This is a genomic window from Bacillus sp. (in: firmicutes) (assembly GCF_031983925.1).
GTDB classification, from domain to species: domain Bacteria; phylum Bacillota; class Bacilli; order Bacillales; family Bacillaceae_G; genus Bacillus_A; species Bacillus_A pacificus.
Genome location: NZ_DALYZR010000006.1, coordinates 59,619 through 83,999 on the forward strand (window position 1 = coordinate 59,619; position 24,381 = coordinate 83,999).

Here is a 24,381-nt window from a genome sequence, read left to right on the forward strand (position 1 = left end):
TAAAATTCAATATGTTCATAAAAACATCTGTTTTTCATAAGTATAATTAACCTAAATGGTTTTGGAATTTGGGAAGGAGAATGTAGCTTTGAAAACATTAGAACTACAAGAGCGTTTAACTGAAATTTTTCAGCATTTACATGAAAACCCTGAAGTGAGTTGGAAAGAGTATGAAACGACAGCGTATATTACTAACTTTTTAAAAGAAGAAGGAATTTCATATAAAATATTTGATGATTGCCCAGGCGTGATTGCTGAAATTGGAAGCGGAAATCCTGTTATTGCGATTCGCGCTGATATGGATGCACTTTGGCAAGAAGTGAATGGAGAATTTAAAGCGAATCATTCGTGTGGTCACGATGCTCATATGACGATTGTAATGGGACTTATTTTACAATTAAAGAATATGAGATGGAAAAGTGGTACAGTTAGATTTATTTTTCAGCCAGCAGAAGAGAAAGGGAATGGTGCTTTAAAAATGGTAGAGAAAGGTGCTGTGGATGATGCGGATTTCCTATTCGGTGTTCATTTGCGCCCGATTGAAGAACTATCTTTGAAACAGGCTGCCCCATCAATTCGTCACGGAGCAGCAGGATTTTTAGAGGGTACGATTCACGGAGAAGATGCACATGGAGCACGCCCACATCAAGGGATAAATGCAATTGATGTTATTTCCATGATTAATATCGGTTTGAAAAACATATGGCTACCACCGCAAAGTTCCTATTCAGTAAAGATGACGAGGTGCCAAGCTGGTGGTGATAATTTAAATATTATTCCGGGTAACGGACATTTTAGCTTAGATGTCAGAGCGGAGAGTAATACATTATTAGAAGAATTGAAGAAAAAAATAGAGCATGTCATAGAAGCAGCTGCATCGATGGGATCGAAAACTTCATATGAGTGGATTGATCTCGCGCCAGGAGCTGAAGTTTCAGAAGAAGCTGAGCGATTTATGCGTAAAGGTATTCTTGAAGTGTATGGGGAAGATAAATGTACGGGGCCACTTTATACGACAGGAAGCGATGATTTCCATTACTACACAGTGAAGAAACCACATTTAAAAGCTGTCATGCTTGGATTAGGAGCAGACCTACAACCTGGATTACACCATCCGTATATGAAGTTCGATCATAGTTGTATTATGGATGGGGTAGAAATATTAAAACAAACTGTATTGAAAGTGTTAGAAGACAGGGGCTAGGGAGCTCCTGTTTTTTGTAGGAACTTGTCGTTAAGTCGATATCCTTTGTCGAAACGTCGATATATTGAAAAAATCGTCGATATAATTTCACGTACCTATTAATTCGATGAAAAATGAGCATCCAGTACATGGTGTATAATAATAAGTACCATTTCTTAATAGGAGAAGTTGAATGAACGAACAATATTATGATGCAGTTTTAAATATAAAAACAGTCGGTGAGCAAAAAGGATTTAACAAGTCTATGCATTATCATCGTTATGAACCGACGCCGTATAGCGGATTAGATGAGTTATTGAATCAATATGAAATAAGAAGTAGTGACCAGATTGTAGACTTTGGATGTGGAAAAGGACGATTGAACTTTTATATGCACCATAAGTGCGGTGCTTCAGCGATTGGAATTGAAATGAATGAAGAGTTTTATAAAGAAGCGTTGGATAATCTTGATCGTTATGCACGCAAGGTAAGAAACAGTAAAGATAAAATTGGGTTTGAATGCTGTTTAGCGCAGGAATATGAGATTGATCCGCGTGATAACCGATTTTATTTCTTCAACCCATTTTCTGTACAAGTATTTATGAACGTAGTAAATAACATTTTACTTTCTGTAGAAGAAATGGGGAGAGAAGTGGATATTATTTTATATTATCCTTCTGAGGACTATATTTTCTTCTTAGAAAATCAGACTGCGTTTGAGCTGAAGAGGGAAGTAAGATTGCCTGGGGCTTATGAGAAGAATGGGAATGAGAGGTTTTTAGTGTATAGATTGGAGTGTTAATGTATGGGTGCTTGGGGAGTAGCAATATTATCAGACGATATTGCTGAAGATATTAAGTTACTATATAAGGATTTATTAGCAAATGAATATTCAAATGAGGAAGCAAGTAGGATTGTAATTGAGGAGTACAAGAATGAATTAGATGATGAAGAAACTATTGCCTTTTGGTTAGTATTTGCTTCCATACAATGGAGGTTAGGGAGACTTCAAGAGAATGTTAAGCAGGAGGCATTGCAAATAATAGAGAGTGGTACAGATTTAGCTCGCTGGGAAGAAGAACCTAAATTACAGAAGAAACGTGAAGTAGTTTTAAATAAATTAAGAGAACAGTTAAATTCTCCGCAGCCAGAAGCGAAAAAAGTACCGAAGAGATTTATAGCTAATACTTCTTTAAAAGCAGGTGATGCTGTTAGTTATGAATTAGTATCGGGGAATTATATTATCCTTAAAGTCATTGAAATTGTTGAGGAATGGCATGGAGATCGATATCCTCTGTTCGAAATGTGTGATTGGGAAGGAAAAGAGATTCCTTCAAAAGAAGAAATAGACCAATTAGAATTGAAAATAAAGATTTATGAGGGTGGAAAACAGGAAGTTGTAAAAATTGCTATTTATCCGGCCGGAAAAAGAGACAGCACATTAAAAAGAATCAAAGTAGTGGCAGAGGATGTAAAAGTAGTATTGGATATAGGGTCGCCGTATACAATACTATGTTGGAAGGATTTTGACGACTACGTAGATACATTGTAATAAAAAAGACGCATTACCTAATTGGTAATGCGTCTTTTACTCACGTCTATATTAGTTACGGATTAAGTAATCAAATGCACCTAAAGCTGCGTTTGCACCTGAACCCATAGAGATGATGATTTGTTTGTACGGATTATTTGTACAGTCACCTGCAGCAAACACTCCTGGTACGTTTGTAGCGCCGTGCTTGTCTGTTACGATTTCACCGCGAACGCGTTCAACTGTTTCGCCTAACCAGTCTGTGTTTGGAACAAGACCGATTTGTACGAATACACCTTGTAATTCAACGTGATGAACTTCTTCAGTTTCACGATCGATGTAAGAAATACCGTTTACTTTATCAGTACCAGTAATTTCTTTCGTTTGAACGTTTTTCAGAACAGTTACGTTTGGTAAGCTGTTAAGACGTTCTTGTAATACAGCATCAGCTTTTAATTCTGGCATGAATTCAAGAACAGTTACGTGATTAACAATACCTGCTAAGTCGATAGCTGCTTCAATACCAGAGTTACCTCCGCCAATAACTGCTACGTCTTTTCCAGTGAATAATGGACCGTCACAGTGTGGGCAGTATGCTACACCTTTATTTTTGAACTCAGCTTCACCTGGTACGCCAACATTACGCCAGCGAGCACCTGTTGAAACGATTACGCTTTTACTTTTCAGAATAGCGCCGTTTTCAAGTTCCACTTCAATAAGTTCTTTTTTCTCTAAACGTTTCGCACGTTGTAGATTCATTACATCGATGTCGTATTCTTTAACGTGCTCTTCAAGACTTGCTACTAGCTTAGGACCTTCAGTGCGTTTTACGCTGATGAAGTTCTCAATACCCATAGTATCCATTACTTGACCACCGAAGCGTTCAGCAACGATACCAGTGCGGATTCCTTTACGTGCTGCATAAATTGCTGCACTTGCACCAGCAGGGCCGCCACCAACAACAAGAACATCGTATGGATCTTTATCAGAAAGCTCTGATGCATCTGGACCGTTACCCATTTTAGCTAAAATTTCTTCAAGTGTCATACGACCGCTTCCGAAAGATTCGCCGTTTAGGAAAACTGTTGGTACTGCCATGATGTCTTTGCTTTCTACTTCCTCTTTGAATGCAGCGCCATCAATCATAGTATGTGTAATACCAGAATTAAGAACGCTCATTACGTTAAGAGCTTGTACAACATCAGGACAGTTATGACAACTTAGGCTGATATAAGATTCAAAATGATATTCGCCTTGAATGTTTTTAATTTGATCGATTAATTTTTGTTCAACTTTTGGAGCGCGTCCACTTACTTGTAGTAAAGCTAACACTAATGAAGTAAATTCGTGTCCTAATGGAATACCAGCGAATACGACACCAGTGTCTTCACCAGGGCGGTTTACGCTAAAGCTTGGTGTTCTCTCTAATTCAACTTTTTCTACTGTAATCTTAGATGACATAGTAGCTAATTCGTCTACTAGAGCTAACATATCTTTAGATACGTCATCGTCTCCTGCGCTTACTTTAAGTAAAATATCGTTCTCCATTAATTGAAGATATTGGGATAGTTGTGTTTTTATATCTGCATCTAGTATCATTTTGATCGAACTCCTTAGATTTTGCCTACAAGGTCAAGGCTTGGTTTAAGTGTTGCAGAACCCTCTTGCCATTTAGCTGGGCAAACTTCACCTGGGTTGTTACGTACGTATTGAGCTGCTTTAATTTTGTTAACAAGAATGCTTGCGTCACGGCCGATACCGTCAGCATTGATTTCCATAGATTGGATAACGCCGTCTGGATCGATGATGAATGTACCACGAGCAGCAAGACCTTCTTCTTCCATTAAAACGTTGAAGTTTGTAGTGATTGTGCGAGTTGGGTCACCAATCATGATGTACTCGATTTTACCGATAGTTTCTGAGCTATCATGCCATGCTTTGTGAGTGAAGTGAGTGTCTGTAGATACAGAGTATACTTCAACGCCTAACTCTTTAAGAGTTGCATATTGGTTTTGTAAGTCTTCAAGTTCAGTTGGGCAAACGAATGTGAAGTCAGCTGGGTAGAAACAAACTACACTCCATTTTCCTTTTAAACTTTCGTCAGTAACTTGGATAAATTCTCCATTATGGTAAGCATTAGCTTTAAACGGTTTTACTTCTGTGCCGATTAATAACATATTAAAATTCCTCCTAAATGTTGGTTTTGAGCATCAAAAAATAGTGTGCTCATAAAATATATTTTTTAATTAACTATAATAATTCTAATTCGATATTAATTATCATATAGAAGTGGTTATTTTGTCAAGAGAATAAACGAACTTTATATCAATTTAATTAATATTTATTCTCAATTAAGGATAACAGGGAACTGAAAGGTAACTTTAAGTTTATAAATTTTCAATGATTGTTTGAAAGAGTAGTGTGTATGTTAGAGATATGGTGTAAGTGTAAATTGTTAGGAAGGAAATATTTCTTAGAAGTTGTCTTTTTGAAAAGGAACTGCTTATTTCTATTTTACAAAGAATTGTGTGATAAATAAAATAAAATGAACTAGAATCTTTTTGAACAATTTTTGTCCTCTCAAATATATAATTAGGAAGCATATTGCAATGATATAGAAACATTGACTCAAGAGGTTAACAAGATATAATAAAACCTAGATATACCTTTCAAAAAGAAGAAGATATAATATAGGATGAAAAAATTTCACCCTATTATTTTTTATAGCTTTTAGAAAACGCTTACAATTAGTGTGGAGGGGAAACCATGTCTAAGTTCACGAAGTATTTTTTAATGGAAGCTAACGATGTGATTGTATATGTGAAAGAGAAATTATGTAAGTTTGAACATGCAAAGGGGCTAAAGTGTAAAGAAATAGGTGATGGATTGGTTACAATCGACAATGGTAGAGGTAATTGATTTATTTAAGAAGAAGTTTTTAGACGCTTGGGATATTCATGTGCCAGAGATTATGGCGAAGGAAGAAGGCTTTAACGAAATCTATTTACAATCTGTATTAGAGGATATAGCTGCGGTGACGGGTCTTGAGTTAATTCGTCGTATTGTTGGGCTAGCGAAAGTAAAAGACATTACTTGTATTGAGAATGAGGAAGCACGTGCTAGAGCGGAACGTATTTGTCTTCAAGTTGCAAAGAAATTTATTTTACGAGCGAATCAATATAAAACAGGTACAAGCTTTGTAGAAACGTTAAAAGAACAGTCAATGCACTACGCGAAGTAAGGGGAGAAGATGATGGAAGAGCAATTAATACCAATCCAGTGGAAAGAGATGCTTCTGAAGTGATCAATCGCTTCGGGCAATATTCTGCTCCGAAAGAAAGTAAAGTATATAATCCAGCATTTGATGTCACGCCATATGAAAATGTAACAGCGATTATTACGGAAAAAGGGATTGTAAAAGCACCGTTTACAGAGAACTTAAAAAAGTTATTTCAATAAGTAGATAGAGTTAAAAAGTCAGTCATCATAAGCTTCATACTTAGGGGGATGTATATGTTATTACAAAAAGAAAGAGAAGAAATTGTAGCGTATGGAAAGAAAATGCTTTCTAGCGGTTTAACAAAGGGGACAGGCGGTAATATTAGTATTTTCAATCGCGAGCAAGGTCTTGTTGCCATTAGCCCAAGTGGTTTAGATTATTATGAAACGAAGCCTGAAGATGTAGTTATATTAAACTTAGATGGCGATGTAGTAGAGGGAGAGAGAAAACCATCGAGCGAACTCGATATGCACCTTATTTATTATAGAAAGCGTGAAGATATAAATGCGCTTGTGCATACACATTCTCCTTATGCGAAGACGATTGCATCATTAGGATGGGAACTGCCCGCAGTATCGTATTTAATTGCTTTCGCAGGCCCTAATGTTCGTTGTGCACCGTATGAAACATTTGGTACGAAGCAATTAGCAGAGGCGGCTTTCGAAGGGATGATTGATCGCCGTGCTGTTTTACTTGCGAATCACGGTTTAATTGCGGGTGCAAATCATATCAAAATGGCATTTACTGTTGCAGAAGAAATTGAGTTTTGTGCGCAAATTTATTATCAAACGAAAAGCGTCGGAGAGCCTAAGTTATTGCCAGAAGATGAGATGGAGAATTTGGCGAAGAAGTTTGAAGGGTATGGACAGCAGTAAAGTTAATTATTGATTAAAAATAGCCGTGAAAGAAATTATATACACGGCTATTTAGATTTTAAATTATTTAGATATATTTTTTAGCTGAGAATCTAATTTCCAGAAACCAATTCCAGAGAATAATGCTGCTAATGAACCAATAATGGCAGCAATACCGATATCTCCGAACATCATGCCTCCCATTAATATACCGAAAATGCCAATTAAGATAAGAATAATAGCGATAGCTTTCATTTAGTAATACTCCTTTTAAGTATGAATTTAACACATAAGAATATAACATTATTAAAATGTTTAATCAAAGTCTTATCAGTATTTTTTTTATCTTAAGACGATTAAGGGTGTGACTATTAGTTAGAAGATGAATCTTTAAAATCTTGATTAGAAAAGGAGAATAATTGATTTAGAGAGCATTACGATGATTATGTTTTGAATGGATATTTATTCCTGTTTTTCGTATAATAAAATCATTGAAATCCTATTATTAAGATGAAAGGATGAATGGAGTTTGGGGAATAGTGAAATGTTAATGAATCAATTATTTCAGGGAATACAGTCTACTAATGATAGTTTGGAAGAAAAGATTATTTTACCGAATTTAACTGGCGGATATGATTTGAAAAACAGAAGCGGAGAAGTAGTCGCAGCGTATCAGCCGTCTCCTGTTGAAGGTAGTGGCGTTATAATGGATGTGCATGGAGAAACAATTGCTCGCGTTCAAGAGAATGTGTATGATGGTACGGCCTTTGATTTTGGAGATGGACATACAGTTACTTCTACCCAAAATATTCATGGTGGAGAAAATTTTCATGATAATTTTGAAGGAGTAATAGGGTATACCCAACCTAATAGTTCGGGTGGATTAACAATGAATACAGCTACGGGAGAAAAGTTATATGATGTGAACTCGAATCCATTGGGAGAAGGAATGACGATTGATACAAGTCCAGAATTTATATCCCCGAATATAGATATAGGTGCGATTGATACTACTCATTTGGATGCTTTAGATGTAGTGAATCATGCTGTGGATATAACGGATGTGAGTTCTATTTTATCGGCATCTGCAGATGGACTAGATGCGTTGGATTTATTTGGTAATCTGTTTTGAGTTATATAAAAGAAAAAGAGCAAGCTGGTGATCCCGCAGAGCTGTATTTAGAAACCAAAAAGCAATTATATGAACAACTTACTTACGATGTTGCAGAAGAAATTGAATCTTTTGTAGAGAGGGTAGGAGAGGCCTTTTTCCAAAAAATTCATGATTGTATTGAGAAACGGAATGAAATGTTAGAAGAAGAAGTCTCAAAGCCCTTGCGGAATCCGGATAATAAAGAAGTGCATTCACAATGTATTACCCGTTTTTTTCAACTAACTCATGTAGGGGAAATCAGAGATGAGTTAAAGGGAATATTAGATTTTCCACATTTAGGTAAGGGATATTATGATTTTATTGAAGAGATATCAAAAAATCAGCATGGACATTTATTTAAGAAATTATATTTTACGGGTAATGTTTTTGAAGATTTAAAGAAAAAAATGAACCTTTCAATGGACACCACGATTAAAAATTTTCAAAATTACTATGAGGCATATGCGCAATATACAGAATTAGTACGAGATATACAAAGTAGGCTTCCAGGGAAACAATTTGTACAGCTTGTATCACAAATAATGGCATCGTTAGTTATGGGATTTGGAGGCTCCCTCTTGATTAAAGGACTTGCAAAACTATTGGACCCAGATGCTTTAAAAATAGTAAACGCGCAAGAGAATGTACGACAAATGTGGGAGAAATACAATGAACAATTGAAGGTGGATTTGGAACAATTAAAAACTCATTATAAGTACGTCCAATTGAGCTTATATGGTGGTGCATTTTTAACTGTTAATAAACAGTTAAAAATGAGTGGTATAGAATTTCAAAAGTTATATTTGCAAGATAATGTTTATAAATTGCAATTAATTAAAGAAGAACAAGGACAGGTAATAACATGGGCTACAGAAACGATTTCTCATATACAGTCGTTATTAAAGAAAAGCGAAATTAATCAAGCCATTAAAGTATCTAATCAGTTTTATCAACATGTGAGCGAGTATCCAGTTATGGAACGAACGATTATCAAGAGTGGGAAAAGTATTAAATATTATGCGAACTTATTAAAGTTTGCAGCGCTTATGTGTAAATCGTTAGAACTATACGGAAAAGAAAAGGATACTTTTATCACCTTTACGGCAGAGTTATTTAAACAATTACCGATGGTAGTTCATGACCATGATCTTAGGCATTTAGGGTTGATGACAAAGACTGAGTTTATAATGAATTTTTTGCATCATGGTTTGAAAGAGAATCAAAAATTAAATCTGATTTTGGACTATGAAATGAGTATGATTAAACGAAAAGATGAGCATGATTTATATCCTGGTGAAGAATTAAAAGAGTTTAGCTCTTCTCAATACCTTGCTATTTTGCTTGCTCGATTTATGAAATCGAAGCGTCAGAAAGTAAATTCTTTTTACCGAATATCACAAAATGAAGAGGTACCATTCGCTGTTATGATTAGTTTGAAAAGATTGTATAAAAAGACACAGGGATGGGATTCTTTCTATAAATATTTACTCGCTTGTACAACTAATGAAAGACTTTCAAATACCTTCAATAAGGTGAAAGGTGTACTACAGGTATAAAAAAAGATAAAAGAATCTATATTCCACTTAGCATGGTTATATTGATGCTATTTGGTATAAGTGGAATGTACTTGATGAAAGAGGACAATAACAGTGCTTGGCATGGAGAGAAAATAGTATGGCGTAGTAATGGAGAGAAGAGTTCTTCTCAAGAAAATACTACTCTTGCAAAAGAATCGGATGCAGATAAGGCAATTCCATCAATATCGGTGAATGATAGCGCTGGTTCTTCTTATAATTTTAAAGTAAAAACAAAGCAAGAACTAAAACAGATTCTAGAAATAGCTTTAATGGATGGAAAATTAGGGCCATTTGGATTGAATGTAATTGGACAAGAAACATTTGAGGTGAAACAAGAATTTGGTACACCTGATGCTTTACAGGAAGCAGAGTGTACAGCTTGTGATGCACCTACTACTGTTACTTATGGTGATTACAAACTCGATATGTTTCCTTCAAAAGTTAAAAGAATTTGGTTGCATATGAATATCCCTGTAAATGAGTTAAAGAGTTGGTTAGGTGAGCCATATGCAATAGAAGAAGGGATAGATAGTGATGCCCTTGTATACCGCAAGGAGGGCTACGCTATCTATTTCAGTGTCGCTGATGGTTTTGTAAAACGTGTTGATATGTATAAAAGTTAATAAAATACTGGAGATAAAAAGACCCTCAAGAAAAAATCTTGAGGGTCTTTCTATACCTTCTTAAGCAACAAATACATAAAGTAAGGAGCACCAATTAAAGCGACAACAATACCTGCCGGAAGACCGTTAGGCTCAACGATATTTTGTCCGATTGTGTCTGCTAATAGTAATAGCCATCCGCCAATTAAAAGGGCGATAGGCATGAAGATTTGATGCCTTGGACCTACTAAAGATTTTGCGATGTGAGGAGCCATTAGTCCAATAAAGCTAATTCCTCCTGTTACGGAAACAGCTGCAGCTGCAAGCGCAACGGCCGCCACTAATAAGTATCTGCGTTCTTTTTCAATTTCAATTCCAACGCCAATTGCGACCGGTTCGTTTAATGCTAGAATGTTTAATCGGTTTGCCTTATAGAAAACAAACGGAATGAATACGATTAACCATGGAAGCATTGCTAAAACAAAGATCCAGTCATCTCCCCAAATGTTACCGGCAATCCATTTGGCGATAAAGTCCACTTTCATACGATCTGCGGATGAAATAAGGACAATCATCATTCCAGATAGTGCAAATGCAAAACCGATACCGGTTAATGTTAATCGCACCGGCTGAAGTCCAGTTGATTTACTATATGAAAATACGTAGATTAGAACAGCTGTTAGAAATGCTCCAATAAATCCAACGACAGGTAGTAAGTAAAGAAATGAACCTACATCTATTGGAAAGTATAAGAAGAAAATAGCAACAGCAACACCGGCCCCAGAGTTGATTCCGAGAATACCAGGTTCAGCTAAATCATTTCGGGTAAGTCCTTGCAGAATAGCTCCTGATAAAGCGAGAGCCATACCAGCTAATAATGTAATGACAATTCTAGGGAGTCTTAATGAGTATAAAACGAACTCCTCTTTAAAAGTTCCTTGTCCCATTAATGTTGGGAGTAGTCGATCATAAGATAAAGATGCTGAACCGAGCCCCATTCCAATTACAATAGTTGTAATGGTTAGGATAAGTAAAGCGAGTATAATAAGACGTTGTTTTCTTAGAATAGATGGGATCATGAGAACATTTTTCCTCCTTTACGTACAATGAATAGGAAGAATGGTAATCCTACAATTGCGACAATAGCAGCAACTGGTGTTTCGTACGGAGCGTTAATGGTACGTCCGATTGTATCTGCAAGTAGCATAAAGGAAGCACCAGCAATTGCTGACATCGGTATAACAAATCGGTAATCTGGACCGACAATTGGGCGTACCATGTGAGGTACCATTAAACCGATAAATGCCATATTTCCGACAAGTGCTACAGACGCACCTGCAAGTAAGATAATAATGATAAATAGAATGGTTTTAATAACAATAATTTTTTGACCTAGTCCAATAGCTACTTCTTCACTGAAACTAAGAACTGTCAATTTTTTTGCTAGTAAGATGGCGATAAAGATACTAATTGAAATGACTGGAATAATAATTTTTAATTGTCCCCAAGTTGTTCCAATTACGCCCCCAGCAGTCCAAAGTGATACCTCTTGTGAAATTTTAAAATAAATGCCGACACCTTCTGAAATTGCAAGCAAAAATGCTGAAACGGCAGCACCAGCTAATACAATTCGAAGAGGGGAGAGTCCACCTTTTTTCATCATGCCAATGCCAAATACCATAATTGCGCCAATTGCAGCACCTATAAAGCAAGCAAATGTTAAGTAAAGATAGCTGATGGAAGGGTTGAAAGCAAGTGTTAGTGCAAGCGCAGCATTTGCTCCACCAGATAGCCCTAATAATCCAGGATCGGCAAGTGGATTTCTTGTTAATCCTTGCATAATTGCTCCAGAAACAGCAAGTCCAGCTCCTACAAAAATAGCAGCAACTTCACGGGGCAAACGTATTTCGCGAATAATAGATATTTTATCCCCTTTAGCGGAGGAAGTGAGTGCTAACCATACGTCTTTTATTGAAGTATCTGCAGCACCTAATACCATTGCCACCATAAAAATAAGAAAGAATGCAATTATGCTTAAAATTAATTTGTATGTAAAAGCTATAGAACGTGTATTGTCATGTTCTTTTGTCATTCGTTTCACATCTTTTCTTTTCATAGAATAAAGGAAGAGGAATTCTTAATTTAAGAATTCCTCATGTTTGTATTATTTACCAAGAAAGCTCTTCTTGAAGAAGTCCAGTTGGAAATCTAATGTAAGTGGATCATTGAAATAGAATTCCATCATGTTTGCTTCGTATACGCGATTATTTTTTACTGCTGGGATGTTTTTATATGATTCTGTCTCTTGGAATGAGTTATCAGTATCTTTGTTTTTACTTACGATTAAGTAATCACCAGCAAACTCAGGTAATACCTCAGTAGATAATGCGTAGTAACCTTCTTTTAATGCTTTTTCTTTTACCTTTTCAGGCATTTTTAATTTCATTTCTTGGTACAGAATTTCTGTTCCACGGCCCCAGTTCTCGCCGTATACATAAAGCTGTTTGTTGAAGTTTTCTACAACAGACACTGTAGCATCTTCACCGATTTTTGCTTTAATTTCTTTACCAGCTTCTTGTGCACGTTTCTTGAAGTCATCAACCCAAGTTTTTGCTTCTTTTTCTTTGTTTAATAACTTACCAATTTCTAAATGCTGTGTTAAGTAATCAACTTTTCCGTAAGTGTATGTTACAGTAGGAGCGATTTTCTTTAACTTATCAACATTTTTAATATTTTCTAAACCGATGATTAAATCTGGATTTAGTTCAGCGATTTTTTCAACATTTTCATCTGATACTTCAGCAACATCTTTAAGTTTGCTATCAAAACGTGGGTTTTGTTTAGACCATGAATCTACCCCAACAAGATTTACACCTAATGACATTACGTTACCAGCGAATGATGATAAAACAACAACGCGTTTTGGATTTGCAGGAACTTCTACTTTACCATTTTCAGATTGGTATGTAATTGTTTCTGATTTACTACCTTTTGCATCATTCTTTTTGTCTGTAGAGCCATTGCTACAAGCGCTCATAACAAGGACGAAAAGAACTGTTAGTGAAATAAATAACTTTTTCATCGTCTGTCTCCTTTAAATAGATGATATGTGTATACAATAATTTGTTTAATTGCAATCTTTTTGAAAGAGTAGTGGTAATACAAAATATTTATTAAAAATCTTGAATGTGAGATATCACAATATAGTATTAACCATACTAATAAAAGAAGATGTAATCTCAAATTTTCTAATTATTAACAAATTGATAATGATTATCACTATTGATTCATTAAATAATATAATTTTATCTAGTTTTATTGTCAATAGTAATTTTAATTGTAAATTTTGCGGAAACAGGTTATATTTTATTGAGAATGATAATCAATGATTAGTAGCTGAGGAGTGAGCACGAATGAATCGAGAAGAATTGTTTGATGTAACTGTGATAGGTGGAGGACCTGCAGGGCTTTATTCAGCTTTTTATAGTGGACTCAGAGAAATGAAAACGAAAATAATAGAATTTCAACCACAGCTAGGTGGAAAAATACATGTTTATCCAGAGAAGATGATTTGGGATGTAGGTGGACTATTACCAGTTACAGGTGATAAATTAATTGAGCAACTTGTACAACAAGGGTTAACATTTCAGCCGGAAGTTGTATTAAATACAAAAGTAGAATCGATTATTCGTAATAAAGATGGCACTTTTACGTTAAAAGCAAACGATGGAAAAGAACACTTTTCAAAAACAGTTATTGTGGCAACTGGAAGTGGTATATTGAAACCACAAAAGTTATCAATTGAAGGTGCTGAGCGATTTGAAGTATCGAATTTAAATTATACAGTGAAATCTTTAAAGCGTTTCAAAGATAAAACGATCATTATTTCCGGCGGAGGAAATTCTGCCGTTGATTGGGCAAATGAATTAGAACCAATCGCGAAAAAAGTATACGTAACATATAGAAAAGAAGAATTATCTGGTCATGAAGCACAAGTGAAGCAACTGCTGAACAGCTCAGCTGAGTGTTTCTTTCATACATCGATTACAAAATTAATTGCTGGTGATAGTCATGAAGCGATTGAATATGTAGAATTAACGAATCATGAGACAGGTGAAGTTTCTCATTTACTGATTGATGAAGTTATTATTAATCATGGATATGAACGTGACATTACATTATTAGAAAATAGTGAGTTAGACGTTGCGATTATAGATAATTTTTATATTGCAGGGAATGCAAATAGTGAGTCTTCAGTAGACGGATTATATGCCGCTGGGGATATTTTAAAGCATGAAGGAAAATTACACTTAATTGCGGGAGCATTCCAAGATGCTGGAAATGCTGTAAATAAAGCGAAACAATTTATTCAGCCAGATGCAAGTGAGTATGGAATGGTTTCTTCGCATAATGAAGTATTTAAGAAGAGAAATCGTGAATTGATTAAACAGATGATGAAATAGTAAAGGAACAAGTATACCCCCATTTACTTCTCTATTCAAATGACGAGAGAGATAAATGGGGGTTTTCCTGTTTACTATATTTTCAATCATTATAATGACACCGGTTTCATCAGTTCATGTGAAATGAACGTTTTATTTGTAAATCCTCCTATAAAACAATGAATCTATGTTTTGCTGACGCAGAACAGTATTACATTATGCTGTTCCTTTAGCTCGTTCGTTAGGAAATGGCATATTTAATATAGAAGCAATGTACTGTTTTCCATGCATTCGAGCTAATGATTCTAATATTTGGCGAACACGTTTTGTAAGATGACCTTGTTTTTTTATTTCCTCACAATATGCGTCATAGAAAACGTATTTAGCCCAAAGGAAATCATCTTGTTGGAATAAGAAATGATTTTTGTACCATTCTCCAATTGTATGGTAACAATTGTTTTCCTGTATTGCTGCACTTTGAGAAAGAATACGATCAGATAAAGATGCAGTTAAATGAGAAATTGTGTTTTCTGTTTCAATTTGTAATGTTTTTTCTAACATTGTAATGATGTGACGAGTAGCCATATGTTAACTCTCCTTTGTGTAAATGGGTAATACCATTCTATATTTAAAAAATTCTTACTATATACTATTATACAATATATGGAATGCATCTACCTGCTTTTTAGGTTGCATTTACAAAATCTTTTTTATTTGTTTACAAAAATAAAGTAAGATACAGTATATAGGAAAAAATAATAAAGGAATGAACGAGTTGTATATAACAGTAGAAGAAGCTGCGGAGTATTTGAATTTACCAAAGTCGTATATTGAAGAGTTAATTCAGCAAAAGAAAATTCGTGCACTATTTGATGGAGAGCAATATTTATTAAATAAAGAACAATTCAATACACATTTAGAACAAATGGAGAAATATAAGCAATTAGTGGAAGAAATATTGAACGAACCCATTCCAGAAGATATGGATGTTAAAGACGAAGATTAAACTATGGGAAATCCCTTATGAAGATATGCAGAAATGTATCTTCATAAGGGATTTTTTGTTTAAAGATATTAAAGCATAAGGAGTTGTTAGCCTTTCTTCAAATTTTGATAGGTAGTAGTCTACCATGTTAAAAGCATATTTTTTTCTAGCTAGGACAAACATAGAGAACGTAACCTGTACAGATACATATACTATCAGTGCAAAAGCTTATAAATTAATGGAAGGGGTTTTCTCGTGAGTTTATTTCATTGTGATTTCTTGGAAGATTTAATTGGATCTTTTGTGAGAGTAAACAGGGGTGGTCCAGAATCTCAAAAAGGAACAATAGTCGCAGTATGTTCGGATTACTTTGTATTAAAGAATGAAAAAGGAGAGCTCTATTACTATCAGATTCGTCATCTGAAAAGCGTTACAAAAAATGTGAAAGATTGTAAAGCAGATGATTGTGGATGGTTGGAATGTGAGTGTGAAGGTGACTTTGAAAAGCTACTTCAAAGCTTCAAATATCGTTGGGTGAAAATTAATCGTGGTGGCCCAGAGAAAGTTGAAGGTATCTTACAAGATGTTTCTTGTGAGTTTGTGACATTAATTGTAAAAGAAGAAGTTATATTAGTTGCAGTACCTCATATTAAGAGTGTCACAGTAGCGTGCGAAGAGATCGAAGAAAGTAATAATGAAAGCTGTTGTTCAGGTCGAGAGCGCGCACAAAGACCATCAAGTAGAGGAAGATAATAAGAAAGGAGGATATGAATTTGGAGAGTGTATTATGCTGTGAGCAAATTAAGTGCTTAGTTGGTGAGACTGTAAAGGTAAATCTTCGTGGCCCAGAGAGTCGAGTGGGGGTACTTGTATCGTTAGGAAGAGATTACCTTACATTACAACTCCCTCTTGGTGAATTAGTATATTACCAATTGAAACACGTGAAGAGTCTAGTTAAGAAAGTGAAAGAAAGTAAATGTGATGATTGCTATGTTTCATGTTTCTGCTCTGATGATGATACTTTTGTCGATGTATTATGTGACTTGAAGTATAAGTGGGTAAAGATTAATCGTGGCGGCCCAGAGTGTGTAGAAGGCTTATTAAGTGAAGTGCATGAGGAATGTATTACACTAGTAAACTGTGATGAGGTCATTTATATCATTAATTATCATATTAAGAGTGTGAGTCAAGTAGTTAAATGTAAAAAGAATGAAGATGAATAATGTTTAATAAATAAGAGGGGCATTATGAGGGAAAGAGAAGAACAATTTCTTATTTCGATAGTATGAAAAGGAATTACTTACTATTAAGACAGAACTTTGCCCTGATTATTTTTTTTACCGAAGACAGAAAAGAAGAAATTCATAGGAAGGAGGATATAGATGAATGAGTTGAATAAAAATATTGGAGAAAATATATATATTAAATTAATCGGTGAAAAAAGATTTAAAGGTGTATTAATAGACGTAGGAAATGATATCGTTGTTCTTTACAATGGACAAGACTACGTATATATATCTTTATATCATGTACAACATTATAAAATTTTACGACCACATGATGAAGAAGTAGCAAAACCAGATGTTGATTCTGTCATTAAGAGAGAATCTCCTTCAATTTCTTTGAGGAAAGTATTAAGTACCTCTAAAGGGATTTTCACAGAAATTTATGTAGCTGGAAATGCTCCAATACATGGATATGTTACAAGTGTAATGAACGATTATATCGTTTTTTATAGCCCGGTTTATAAAACAGTGTATATATCTTTAAAGCATTTGAAATGGTTAATTCCGTATAAAGAAAATCAAGTGCCTTATGCTCTCAATAAAAATGAACTCCCCGTGAATCCATTAAATATTACGTTAGCTCGAACTTTTGAAGAACAGCTTATTAAAATGGCTGGCAAAATCATGGTGTTCGATTTAGGTGAGGAATCTAATAAAATCGGAAAGATGGCAAAAATTGATGAAGGTCATATTGAAATATTAAAGGCGCGTGATGCGAAAATGTATGTAAATATTCAACATGTAAAATCTGTCCATTGTCCGTAAGTTAATTGAAAGGGCTGGCTTTTTCTTTTATATGTAGAAGAAAAGGTCGAGCCTATTTGTTTAGTTCGATTTGAATATGAGGGAAAAAATGAATTGAATATAAATATGTTAGTATGACTGTTGAAGAGGAAATTTTGTGCGAAATTATAAAAAATATGTACGAGCTATCTTTTGATGTATTCAATTTATTTTTTTGAGGGAGAACTGCTTAACTAATATATTAAAGGGGTTTTGTTGGTGGAGCAGTTTCCAAATTCGTTATCGATTACATTACTTGGCAGTGCTGGTGGAGCAGCAAAAGCAGTTTTAGCGATTTTAAATCAAGCGATAGTAAATGAAAAAGACCCGATTTATGAAGTCATAAAGAATGTTACATTTTATTTGGTTGATATAAAACAAAAAGATAGGACGTATTATGACGAGTTGTTTCCAAATTTGAAAGATCAATTGTTTTTATCCGAAATAGACCTCCAAGATGTAGTGACATTTAAAAAGCATTTAAAAGAAAGTAGTACGAGCGTTGTTATTGATGTTTCGGGGGCAGATACGATCAGAGTATTAAGCTGTTGTAATGAACTTGGAATTTGTTATATTAATTCAGCTTTGGAAAACGAGGCAGTAGATCAGGACGATAGTTTAATCGGCTTTCAGCTTACGGAAAGATATACGAGATTTGAGAAGGAAAAAGATAAATTTACAAATACAAAAGCAATTATAGGCTCAGGTATGAATCCAGGTGTCGTGCAATGGATGATTGTTGAACTTATGAAGGAACGCCCGAATGAAAAGCCAAGAGCATGCTATATAGTAGAACATGATACGTCATTTTTGAATGATACAGCACTTATAAAGCCTCATACACTGTATGCTTCATGGGCAGTAGAGCGATTTCTAGATGAAGCGATATGGAGTTATCCGATGTATATGAGTCATCGTCGTCCTCTTTACTTTTATGAAGATGTATATGCTTCAGAGTATAAAGTAAAGTTGGGAGAGAAAGAGTTTTATGGTTGTTTGATGCCGCATGAGGAAGTTTTAATTTTAGGGAAAAACTTTAACATGGAAGTAGGGTTTCTTTACCGAATTAACGAGTATACAACAAATATAATTAGACAGAATTTAGATAAGGTAGAAGATCTATGGAATTGGAATCGTAAAGTATTTAATCCAGCCGAAGAAGAGATTGCGGGCGAGGATCTAGTCGGTGTATTACTCGTTTATGAAAATAGCGAGACCTATATGTATAACGTGATGAATAGCAGTCAAGTTTTTCATAAATATAAAACGAATGCGACATACTTCCAAGTAGGATGTGGCATTTATGCTGGCTTGTGTAGTTTACTGTTCGATAACTTTAAACAAGGTGCCTATTATGTAGAGGAATTATTATTAAATACAGAAAGTAAGTACGGAGAATATTTGAATTTATATATGAATGATTTTGTAGTTGGTGGAAATGACTTTACGGATGGATTGCTACATGATCGAGTAAGGTGGATATAAATTGTGATGAAAAGGAAGGGGAAATCTCCTTCCTTTTCCCGTTATAAGGTTACAGATTGCTCTGAAAGTAATTTCATACTTATAATTTAATGAGATAATATGTAGAGTTTTTGTATTGATCATGAGGAGTAGCAAGGAAGTATTGCGATTCAAAGTAGCGGAGAGCTAGGAATGAAAGTGGAGATTTTTTACCGATAGCATAATGCGCTAGAAGAAAATATTTTTCAGAAAAGTGTTCTTGTTGCGTAAATATAAACATTTTATAAAATGTTTCAAGAAGGGTTTTTTTTATAAAATACTTCGTTTATAATGGAGGAAAATATCGACATGAGATTTGTTATTCATGTAACGGTTCGGTAGTGTTAGAAAAAGAAGGGGTGCACGCGCATCCTTTTTTCTATGCAGATATTATGAAAGAGGTGGTATGATGGAATTAACATTAAATTCGACTGTATGCTTGCACACAATTCAATTTCGAAAAGAGCAAAAGAATTATATTGTAAAAGATACAATTACAGGAGAAAAATATGAAATGCCGCCACTTTGGATTGATGCATTGGCAATGATGCGTGACGGTTTTTTATTAGGGGAAATTGAGGAGAAATTAAAAGAAGAGTATCCGGAAGAAGAAATAAATATGTTAGCATTTACGAGGCAACTGTTAGAGCTAGAGCTTGTCGGAATGGTCGATGGGGAAGAAATAGCTTGTACAAAGAAGAAAGAGAAAGATTATTTAGCTTGGTTACGTCCTCGCGTTGAGCAATTCTTTCTTAGTTTAAATAAAAGAAATAGAAGCAAAGGTCAATGATGATCTTTGCTTTTTTGTATAGTTTGTTTAAAAAATTACAGCGAATGCTCTTGCGAAAGCACCGTCGCTATTTTTAATTTTTAAAGGTGCCGCTGAGAAAAAGAAACGTTTCGCATTAATGGCATCTAAGTTTGTTAAGTTTTCGATTAAATAAATATTATTCCCAAGTAGTATGTGATGAATCGGTGATGTTTCTGTCGTTACCTCGTCAGGAGAAATGAAATCTAAACCGACAGATTTTACTTTTAATTGAACTAATTCTTCAGCTAATTCTTCGGAAAGATAAAAGGCTTCTTGTTCATACGCTTCTGTATTCCATTTATTAGATAGGTTGGAATGGAAAATGACAATATCACCTTCTTTTATGTCAGCATTGTGTAATACTTCTTTAGGTAGTTTTCGTTTTTGTACATGAGTTACATCAATAAGAACAGCTTCACCTACAAATTGATCTAGGGGCAATTGATCAATAGTCGTTGCGCCTGAAATGAAATGAGCAGGAGCATCACAATGTGTACCAACATGAACGACAGAATGAAAATCTGTAACTTGATATCCTGTCTCTTCAACACTTGTAATGGCTTCTAAATTGATTTTTGGTGTTCCAGGAAATTGAGACATATTGTTTTCAAATGTTTGGGATAGGTCAATTACTTTCACTTTAAATACCTCCAAGTATATATTTTGAAATATAAAAAACTCACCTTTCATAATCAAGAAAGATGAGTTTTGCACACAATAGTTACGTTTTATCTTTCAAAATGCAATGCATTTTGCAGGAATTAGCACCTATTCAGTTTGTATAAACTGAGGTTGCTGGGCTTCAAAGGGCCGGTCCCTCTGCCTCTCTTGATAAAGGTATATTCAATTTAAAGTTCTGAATTTTCGTGATATTAAAATTGTAATTCATTTCCTTTTTCTGTGCAACACAAAATAGGTATTCACCCAAATAAAGTTGCTCGCATATTGTAGCTTATGTAAATAGAATGCTGCGAAGGAGTGAGTGCAGTGACAGGGAATGTATTGAATTATTATGCTGGTGGAAATACAGCTAGAGGATTTCATAATTTATATGAAGAGAATTTAAAAGGACTAAACAGATTATTTATTTTAAAGGGTGGACCTGGAACGGGAAAATCTTCTTTAATTAAGGCAATAGGTCGTGAATGGGTTGAAAAGGGATATGATATTGAATTTTTACACTGTTCTTCTGATAATAAATCGGTTGATGGTGTCATTATCCCGAAGTTAAAAGTAGGAATTGTTGATGGAACATCACCGCATGTTATTGAGCCAAAAATGCCAGGAGTTGTCGAGGAGTATATTAATTTAGGAATTGCTTGGGATTCAGATAAGTTAAGAAAGCAGAAAGTGGAAATTGAACGATTTGTTTCAGAAGCAAGCAAAGCTTTTCAAGCTGCTTACGCTCGTTTTAACGAGGCATTAGTTATACATGATGAGTGGGAGAAAATATATATTAGTAATATTGATTTTAATAAAGCGAACGAACTAACCGAGCAGCTCATTCAGAAATTATTTACAGATAAAGTTGGGAAACAATCGCTTGTGAAACATCGGTTTTTAGGAGCAGCTACACCGAAAGGAGCAGTTGATTTTGTTCCTAACTTAACAGAAGGATTACCACATCGTTATTTTATAAAAGGACGCCCAGGTTCTGGGAAATCAACAATGCTCAAAAAATTAGCTAAGGTAGCAGAAGAAAAAGGATTTGAAGTTGAAGTATATCATTGTGGGTTTGATCCAAATAGTCTTGATATGGTTATCGTAAGAGAATTAGGGTTTGCGATTTTCGATAGCACCGCACCACATGAATATTTTCCGAGCCGTGAAGGTGATGAAATTATAGATATGTATGCCCTTATTGTAACACCAGGGACGGATGAGAAGTATGCGGAGGAAATTCGTGACGTCTCTATTCAATATAAAGCAAAAATGAATGAGGCGATGTCTTTTTTAGCGAAAGCGAAATCAGTTCGTGATAAATTAGAACGAATTTATATTGCTGCTATGGATTTTTCAAAAGTAGATGCATACAAAGAGGAGATTCAAAAAGAGTTTGAACGAATTGCGGTTAGTGTAACTGAAAAGAACAAGTAAAAAATAACGAATTTTGACAGGCTGTCGGAAATTTTCTGACAGCTATTTTAGTATGTAGTAAACTTAGTAATATATTTGTCGAATTTCCAAGGAAATAATCAAAAAATGGAGAGGGTATGAAATGAGAGAGAAAATTAAGTTGGAGTTAGAACGAATTGAGAAAGAAAATGATGTGAAAATTTTATTCGCTGTGGAGTCAGGGAGTCGTGTATGGGGATTTCCATCAAAAGATAGTGATTATGATGTTAGATTCGTTTATATGCACCCGGTAGAATGGTATTTATCCATTCATGATAAACGAGATGTAATTGAGTATCCGATTAGTGATGATTTAGATATAAGCGGATGGGATATAAAAAAAGCGTTACAACTATTTGCAAAGTCAAACCCAGCTTTACTCGAATGGATTCGATCACCCATTTTTTATTCGAAAAACTCTAATTTTCCAGAACAGCTTCAGCAAATGAGTGAAAAGAATTTTGATCCAAAAGCAACGATATACCATTACTTACATATGGCTTCAAAAAATTATCGTGAATTTTTGCAAGGTGAGAATGTAAAATTGAAAAAGTACTTTTATGTATTGCGTCCTATTTTGGCTTGTAAGTGGCTAGAGGAGAAAACAACTTTGCCTCCTGTAGAATTCGATCGATTAATTACAGAATTATCAATAGAGCGTAGCGTATTAGATGAAATTGAACAGTTGTTAATAAAGAAAAAGGCAGGTACTGAATTAGATGTTGGATTGAAAATTGAGGTGTTGAATCAATTTTTAGAAGAACAAATTCATTACTATCAGCAATACGTAAAAGGAATTGAAAAGGGATCAGGGATCGATATTGAGAGTTTAAATACATTGTTTCGAGATATGTTGTTTGCGGTATACGAAAAAGAGCACAAGTAAGTTTGTGCTCTTTTTATTTTGTAGGAATAAAGAAAACAGATATAGCTGCAAGAAGACCTGCAAATGAGAATAAGTAAAAATTCCATGCTAAGTCATATTGCATTGTCATAATAATACCGACAAGAATAGGACCAGTAATTGCGCCAACTCGGCCAAGTCCAAGTCCCCAGCCTAAGGAAGTAGCTCGGATATGTGATGGGAAGTATTGTGTTACATATGCATTTAATATTTGAGTAATGCCAACTGATCCAATTCCAGCAAGACCAATTAAAAGATAGATGATTGTAACAGATGGTTTAATTGTTAATAGTCCAATACATATAGCTGCCATAAGATAGGAGATGCTAATAACAATTTTAGCTCCTATACGATCGGCGATTGCTCCAGCAAATAATGCACCGATAGCGGCAGTAATATTTAGCATAAGTAGGAATGATAAACTAGATCCAAGAGGGTATCCTGCCTGTCGCATCATCTGAGGTAACCAAGTATTTAAACCGTATATTAAAAACATACCCATTATATAAGTGATCCAAAAGAGCAGCGTTGCTTTTCTGTATTCTTTTGAGAATAAAGTAAGAAATCCATTTCTCTTTCGCATATTAGATGAGGGTTGATGCGTTTCATCTTTCACATAGAATTCAATTTCAAAACGATTAAGGATTTGGTCAACTTCTTTTTGGCGATTACGTGATAATAAAAATTGAATGGATTCAGGTAAATAACGAATAATGAAAGGAATAAGGAGTAGTGGAATCATGCCGATGCCAAACATAGTTCTCCATCCGAAACCTTCTAACATAAACATAGACAAAATAGCGCCTAACACGATACCTAAAGGATAGCCAGTAAACATAAGAGCATAAATAAAAGATTGTCGCTTTTTTGGTGAATATTCAACAGTAAGTGCTGAAGCTGTTGGAATAACACCACCTAATCCGATTCCTCCGATAAACCGAGATAAACCAAATAATTCGGGAGAAGGAGCAAGTGCAGCTAGGCCCATTGTGATAGAAAAAAGTGCTAAACAGCATATAAGCGTCCATTTCCGTCCAATTAGATCTGTAATGGTTCCAACTAGAATAGCGCCAATAAACATACCAAATAAAGCATAGCTAGCAATTGTACCAGCATGTGCCGGCGAAAGTGCCCAGCTTTTGTCTTCTAGGAGCTTTGGCAGAACGGCACCGTAAATACCTAAATCATATCCATCAGCTAGAATAGCTAGCCAACAAATAAAAACAACAAGTTTTGTAATAGAGCTCGAAAAGATAGTTTCTGTAGACTCTAGATGAGGTGGAGCTGAAGGTTGCATAGTAATCACCCCTTTTAATTTGTAGATGAGTATATTATTTTATTTGGTGTTAATATTTTCCTTCTTGTATCGGGA

Annotated in this window: 26 protein-coding genes, 2 pseudogenes and 1 riboswitch; of the genes and pseudogenes, 19 read left to right on the forward strand and 9 right to left on the reverse strand. The window is 34.9% G+C overall.

The features are described from left to right. Positions 1-88 precede the first annotated feature (88 nt). From RTP99_RS18315 to RTP99_RS18325, 3 genes are all read left to right on the forward strand, one after another. Positions 89-1,204 (forward strand): M20 peptidase aminoacylase family protein, encoded by a 1,116-nt coding sequence (locus RTP99_RS18315; RefSeq protein WP_000853528.1) that lies wholly within the window; start codon positions 89-91, stop codon positions 1,202-1,204. 172 nt (positions 1,205-1,376) lie between these two features. Further along, entirely contained in the window at positions 1,377-1,985 is a 609-nt protein-coding gene (locus tag RTP99_RS18320; RefSeq protein WP_001005654.1) for an SAM-dependent methyltransferase, read from the forward strand. Between the two features lie 3 nt (positions 1,986-1,988). After that, on the forward strand, positions 1,989-2,735 hold the full coding sequence (locus tag RTP99_RS18325; RefSeq protein ID WP_000501504.1) for a hypothetical protein: 747 nt from the start codon (positions 1,989-1,991) through the stop codon (positions 2,733-2,735). A gap of 51 nt (positions 2,736-2,786) precedes the next feature. On the opposite strand, the gene ahpF is transcribed toward RTP99_RS18325, so the two are convergent. Continuing rightward, positions 2,787-4,313 (reverse strand): alkyl hydroperoxide reductase subunit F, encoded by a 1,527-nt coding sequence (ahpF, locus tag RTP99_RS18330; protein WP_000599493.1) that lies wholly within the window; start codon positions 4,311-4,313, stop codon positions 2,787-2,789. A gap of 14 nt (positions 4,314-4,327) precedes the next feature. Beyond that, positions 4,328-4,891, reverse strand: a complete 564-nt coding sequence (gene ahpC, locus RTP99_RS18335; protein WP_000924422.1) for an alkyl hydroperoxide reductase subunit C — start codon at positions 4,889-4,891, stop codon at positions 4,328-4,330. Positions 4,892-5,480: 589 nt separating this feature from the next. On the opposite strand from ahpC, the gene RTP99_RS18340 reads away from it, so the two are divergent. From RTP99_RS18340 to RTP99_RS18355, 4 genes and pseudogenes are all read left to right on the forward strand, one after another. Next, complete coding sequence (locus RTP99_RS18340) at positions 5,481-5,633, forward strand: hypothetical protein (protein ID WP_000033245.1); 153 nt, start codon at positions 5,481-5,483, stop codon at positions 5,631-5,633. Continuing rightward, positions 5,596-5,955 (forward strand): annotated as a pseudogene (locus tag RTP99_RS18345) (5-methylthioribose kinase); the annotation flags it as partial. The gene RTP99_RS18340 and the pseudogene RTP99_RS18345, both read left to right, overlap by 38 nt. 41 nt (positions 5,956-5,996) lie before the next feature. Beyond that, positions 5,997-6,173 (forward strand): annotated as a pseudogene (locus RTP99_RS18350) (S-methyl-5-thioribose-1-phosphate isomerase); the annotation flags it as partial. A 54-nt stretch (positions 6,174-6,227) separates the two neighbouring features. Continuing rightward, on the forward strand, positions 6,228-6,869 hold the full coding sequence (locus RTP99_RS18355) for an L-fuculose-phosphate aldolase (protein ID WP_000926569.1): 642 nt from the start codon (positions 6,228-6,230) through the stop codon (positions 6,867-6,869). A 63-nt stretch (positions 6,870-6,932) separates the two neighbouring features. On the opposite strand, the gene RTP99_RS18360 is transcribed toward RTP99_RS18355, so the two are convergent. Beyond that, positions 6,933-7,103, reverse strand: a complete 171-nt coding sequence (locus tag RTP99_RS18360; RefSeq protein WP_000643652.1) for a hypothetical protein — start codon at positions 7,101-7,103, stop codon at positions 6,933-6,935. Positions 7,104-7,377: 274 nt separating this feature from the next. On the opposite strand from RTP99_RS18360, the gene RTP99_RS18365 reads away from it, so the two are divergent. The 3 genes from RTP99_RS18365 to RTP99_RS18375 all read left to right on the forward strand — a co-directional run bounded on the left by RTP99_RS18365 (position 7,378) and on the right by RTP99_RS18375 (position 10,201). Then, on the forward strand, positions 7,378-7,980 hold the full coding sequence (locus RTP99_RS18365) for a hypothetical protein (protein WP_000528395.1): 603 nt from the start codon (positions 7,378-7,380) through the stop codon (positions 7,978-7,980). After that, positions 7,977-9,557 (forward strand): hypothetical protein, encoded by a 1,581-nt coding sequence (locus tag RTP99_RS18370; RefSeq protein ID WP_000120381.1) that lies wholly within the window; start codon positions 7,977-7,979, stop codon positions 9,555-9,557. Before RTP99_RS18365 ends, RTP99_RS18370 begins: the two co-directional genes overlap by 4 nt. A 71-nt stretch (positions 9,558-9,628) precedes the next feature. After that, entirely contained in the window at positions 9,629-10,201 is a 573-nt protein-coding gene (locus RTP99_RS18375; RefSeq protein WP_225991062.1) for a hypothetical protein, read from the forward strand. Between the two features lie 50 nt (positions 10,202-10,251). On the opposite strand, the gene RTP99_RS18380 is transcribed toward RTP99_RS18375, so the two are convergent. From RTP99_RS18380 to RTP99_RS18390, 3 genes are read right to left on the reverse strand one after another with little or no spacing between them, the layout of a single operon-like run. Next, positions 10,252-11,259 carry a FecCD family ABC transporter permease gene (locus RTP99_RS18380; protein WP_000613092.1) on the reverse strand — a complete coding sequence of 336 codons (1,008 nt, stop codon included), beginning with the start codon at positions 11,257-11,259 and terminating at the stop codon, positions 10,252-10,254. Further along, positions 11,256-12,296, reverse strand: a complete 1,041-nt coding sequence (locus tag RTP99_RS18385; RefSeq protein ID WP_011039957.1) for a FecCD family ABC transporter permease — start codon at positions 12,294-12,296, stop codon at positions 11,256-11,258. The genes RTP99_RS18380 and RTP99_RS18385 overlap by 4 nt, the downstream gene beginning before the upstream one ends. Positions 12,297-12,344: 48 nt before the next feature. Continuing rightward, positions 12,345-13,262, reverse strand: coding sequence for an iron-hydroxamate ABC transporter substrate-binding protein (locus tag RTP99_RS18390; protein ID WP_000732573.1), 918 nt, complete (start codon positions 13,260-13,262; stop codon positions 12,345-12,347). A gap of 331 nt (positions 13,263-13,593) precedes the next feature. Between RTP99_RS18390 and RTP99_RS18395 the strand changes: the two genes are divergently transcribed. Next, positions 13,594-14,643, forward strand: a complete 1,050-nt coding sequence (locus tag RTP99_RS18395) for an NAD(P)/FAD-dependent oxidoreductase (RefSeq protein ID WP_001078292.1) — start codon at positions 13,594-13,596, stop codon at positions 14,641-14,643. Between the two features lie 195 nt (positions 14,644-14,838). On the opposite strand, the gene RTP99_RS18400 is transcribed toward RTP99_RS18395, so the two are convergent. After that, a complete protein-coding gene (locus RTP99_RS18400) occupies positions 14,839-15,207 on the reverse strand; it encodes a hypothetical protein (RefSeq protein WP_000235471.1) in 369 nt (122 codons plus the stop codon). A gap of 181 nt (positions 15,208-15,388) precedes the next feature. On the opposite strand from RTP99_RS18400, the gene RTP99_RS18405 reads away from it, so the two are divergent. The 6 genes from RTP99_RS18405 (at position 15,389) to RTP99_RS18430 (ending at position 19,969) form a co-directional block, all read left to right on the forward strand. After that, positions 15,389-15,628, forward strand: coding sequence for a helix-turn-helix domain-containing protein (locus tag RTP99_RS18405; protein ID WP_001004507.1), 240 nt, complete (start codon positions 15,389-15,391; stop codon positions 15,626-15,628). 234 nt (positions 15,629-15,862) lie between these two features. Beyond that, positions 15,863-16,360, forward strand: coding sequence for a hypothetical protein (locus tag RTP99_RS18410; protein ID WP_000051517.1), 498 nt, complete (start codon positions 15,863-15,865; stop codon positions 16,358-16,360). 20 nt (positions 16,361-16,380) lie between these two features. After that, entirely contained in the window at positions 16,381-16,830 is a 450-nt protein-coding gene (locus tag RTP99_RS18415; RefSeq protein ID WP_000446703.1) for a hypothetical protein, read from the forward strand. A gap of 159 nt (positions 16,831-16,989) precedes the next feature. Further along, positions 16,990-17,658, forward strand: a complete 669-nt coding sequence (locus tag RTP99_RS18420) for an LSm family protein (protein ID WP_001004262.1) — start codon at positions 16,990-16,992, stop codon at positions 17,656-17,658. 237 nt (positions 17,659-17,895) lie between these two features. Further along, complete coding sequence (locus RTP99_RS18425) at positions 17,896-19,161, forward strand: hypothetical protein (RefSeq protein WP_000434743.1); 1,266 nt, start codon at positions 17,896-17,898, stop codon at positions 19,159-19,161. Between the two features lie 427 nt (positions 19,162-19,588). After that, a complete protein-coding gene (locus RTP99_RS18430) occupies positions 19,589-19,969 on the forward strand; it encodes a hypothetical protein (RefSeq protein ID WP_000424113.1) in 381 nt (126 codons plus the stop codon). Between the two features lie 27 nt (positions 19,970-19,996). Here the strand turns inward: RTP99_RS18430 and RTP99_RS18435 are convergent, their stop codons facing one another. After that, positions 19,997-20,629, reverse strand: a complete 633-nt coding sequence (locus RTP99_RS18435; RefSeq protein ID WP_000862967.1) for a cyclase family protein — start codon at positions 20,627-20,629, stop codon at positions 19,997-19,999. A gap of 86 nt (positions 20,630-20,715) precedes the next feature. Further along, positions 20,716-20,828, reverse strand: a riboswitch (SAM riboswitch). Positions 20,829-20,977: 149 nt separating this feature from the next. On the opposite strand from RTP99_RS18435, the gene RTP99_RS18440 reads away from it, so the two are divergent. Together RTP99_RS18440 and RTP99_RS18445 are read left to right on the forward strand one after the other, a co-directional pair. After that, the gene (locus tag RTP99_RS18440) at positions 20,978-22,087 is read left to right on the forward strand and encodes a PRK06851 family protein (protein ID WP_000147493.1); all 1,110 of its coding nucleotides are present in this window, start codon (positions 20,978-20,980) and stop codon (positions 22,085-22,087) included. A gap of 121 nt (positions 22,088-22,208) precedes the next feature. Beyond that, on the forward strand, positions 22,209-22,991 hold the full coding sequence (locus RTP99_RS18445) for a nucleotidyltransferase domain-containing protein (RefSeq protein ID WP_001208296.1): 783 nt from the start codon (positions 22,209-22,211) through the stop codon (positions 22,989-22,991). Positions 22,992-23,004: 13 nt separating this feature from the next. Here the strand turns inward: RTP99_RS18445 and RTP99_RS18450 are convergent, their stop codons facing one another. Further along, on the reverse strand, positions 23,005-24,306 hold the full coding sequence (locus RTP99_RS18450; protein ID WP_001183094.1) for an MFS transporter: 1,302 nt from the start codon (positions 24,304-24,306) through the stop codon (positions 23,005-23,007). Between the last annotated feature and the right edge of the window lie 75 nt (positions 24,307-24,381).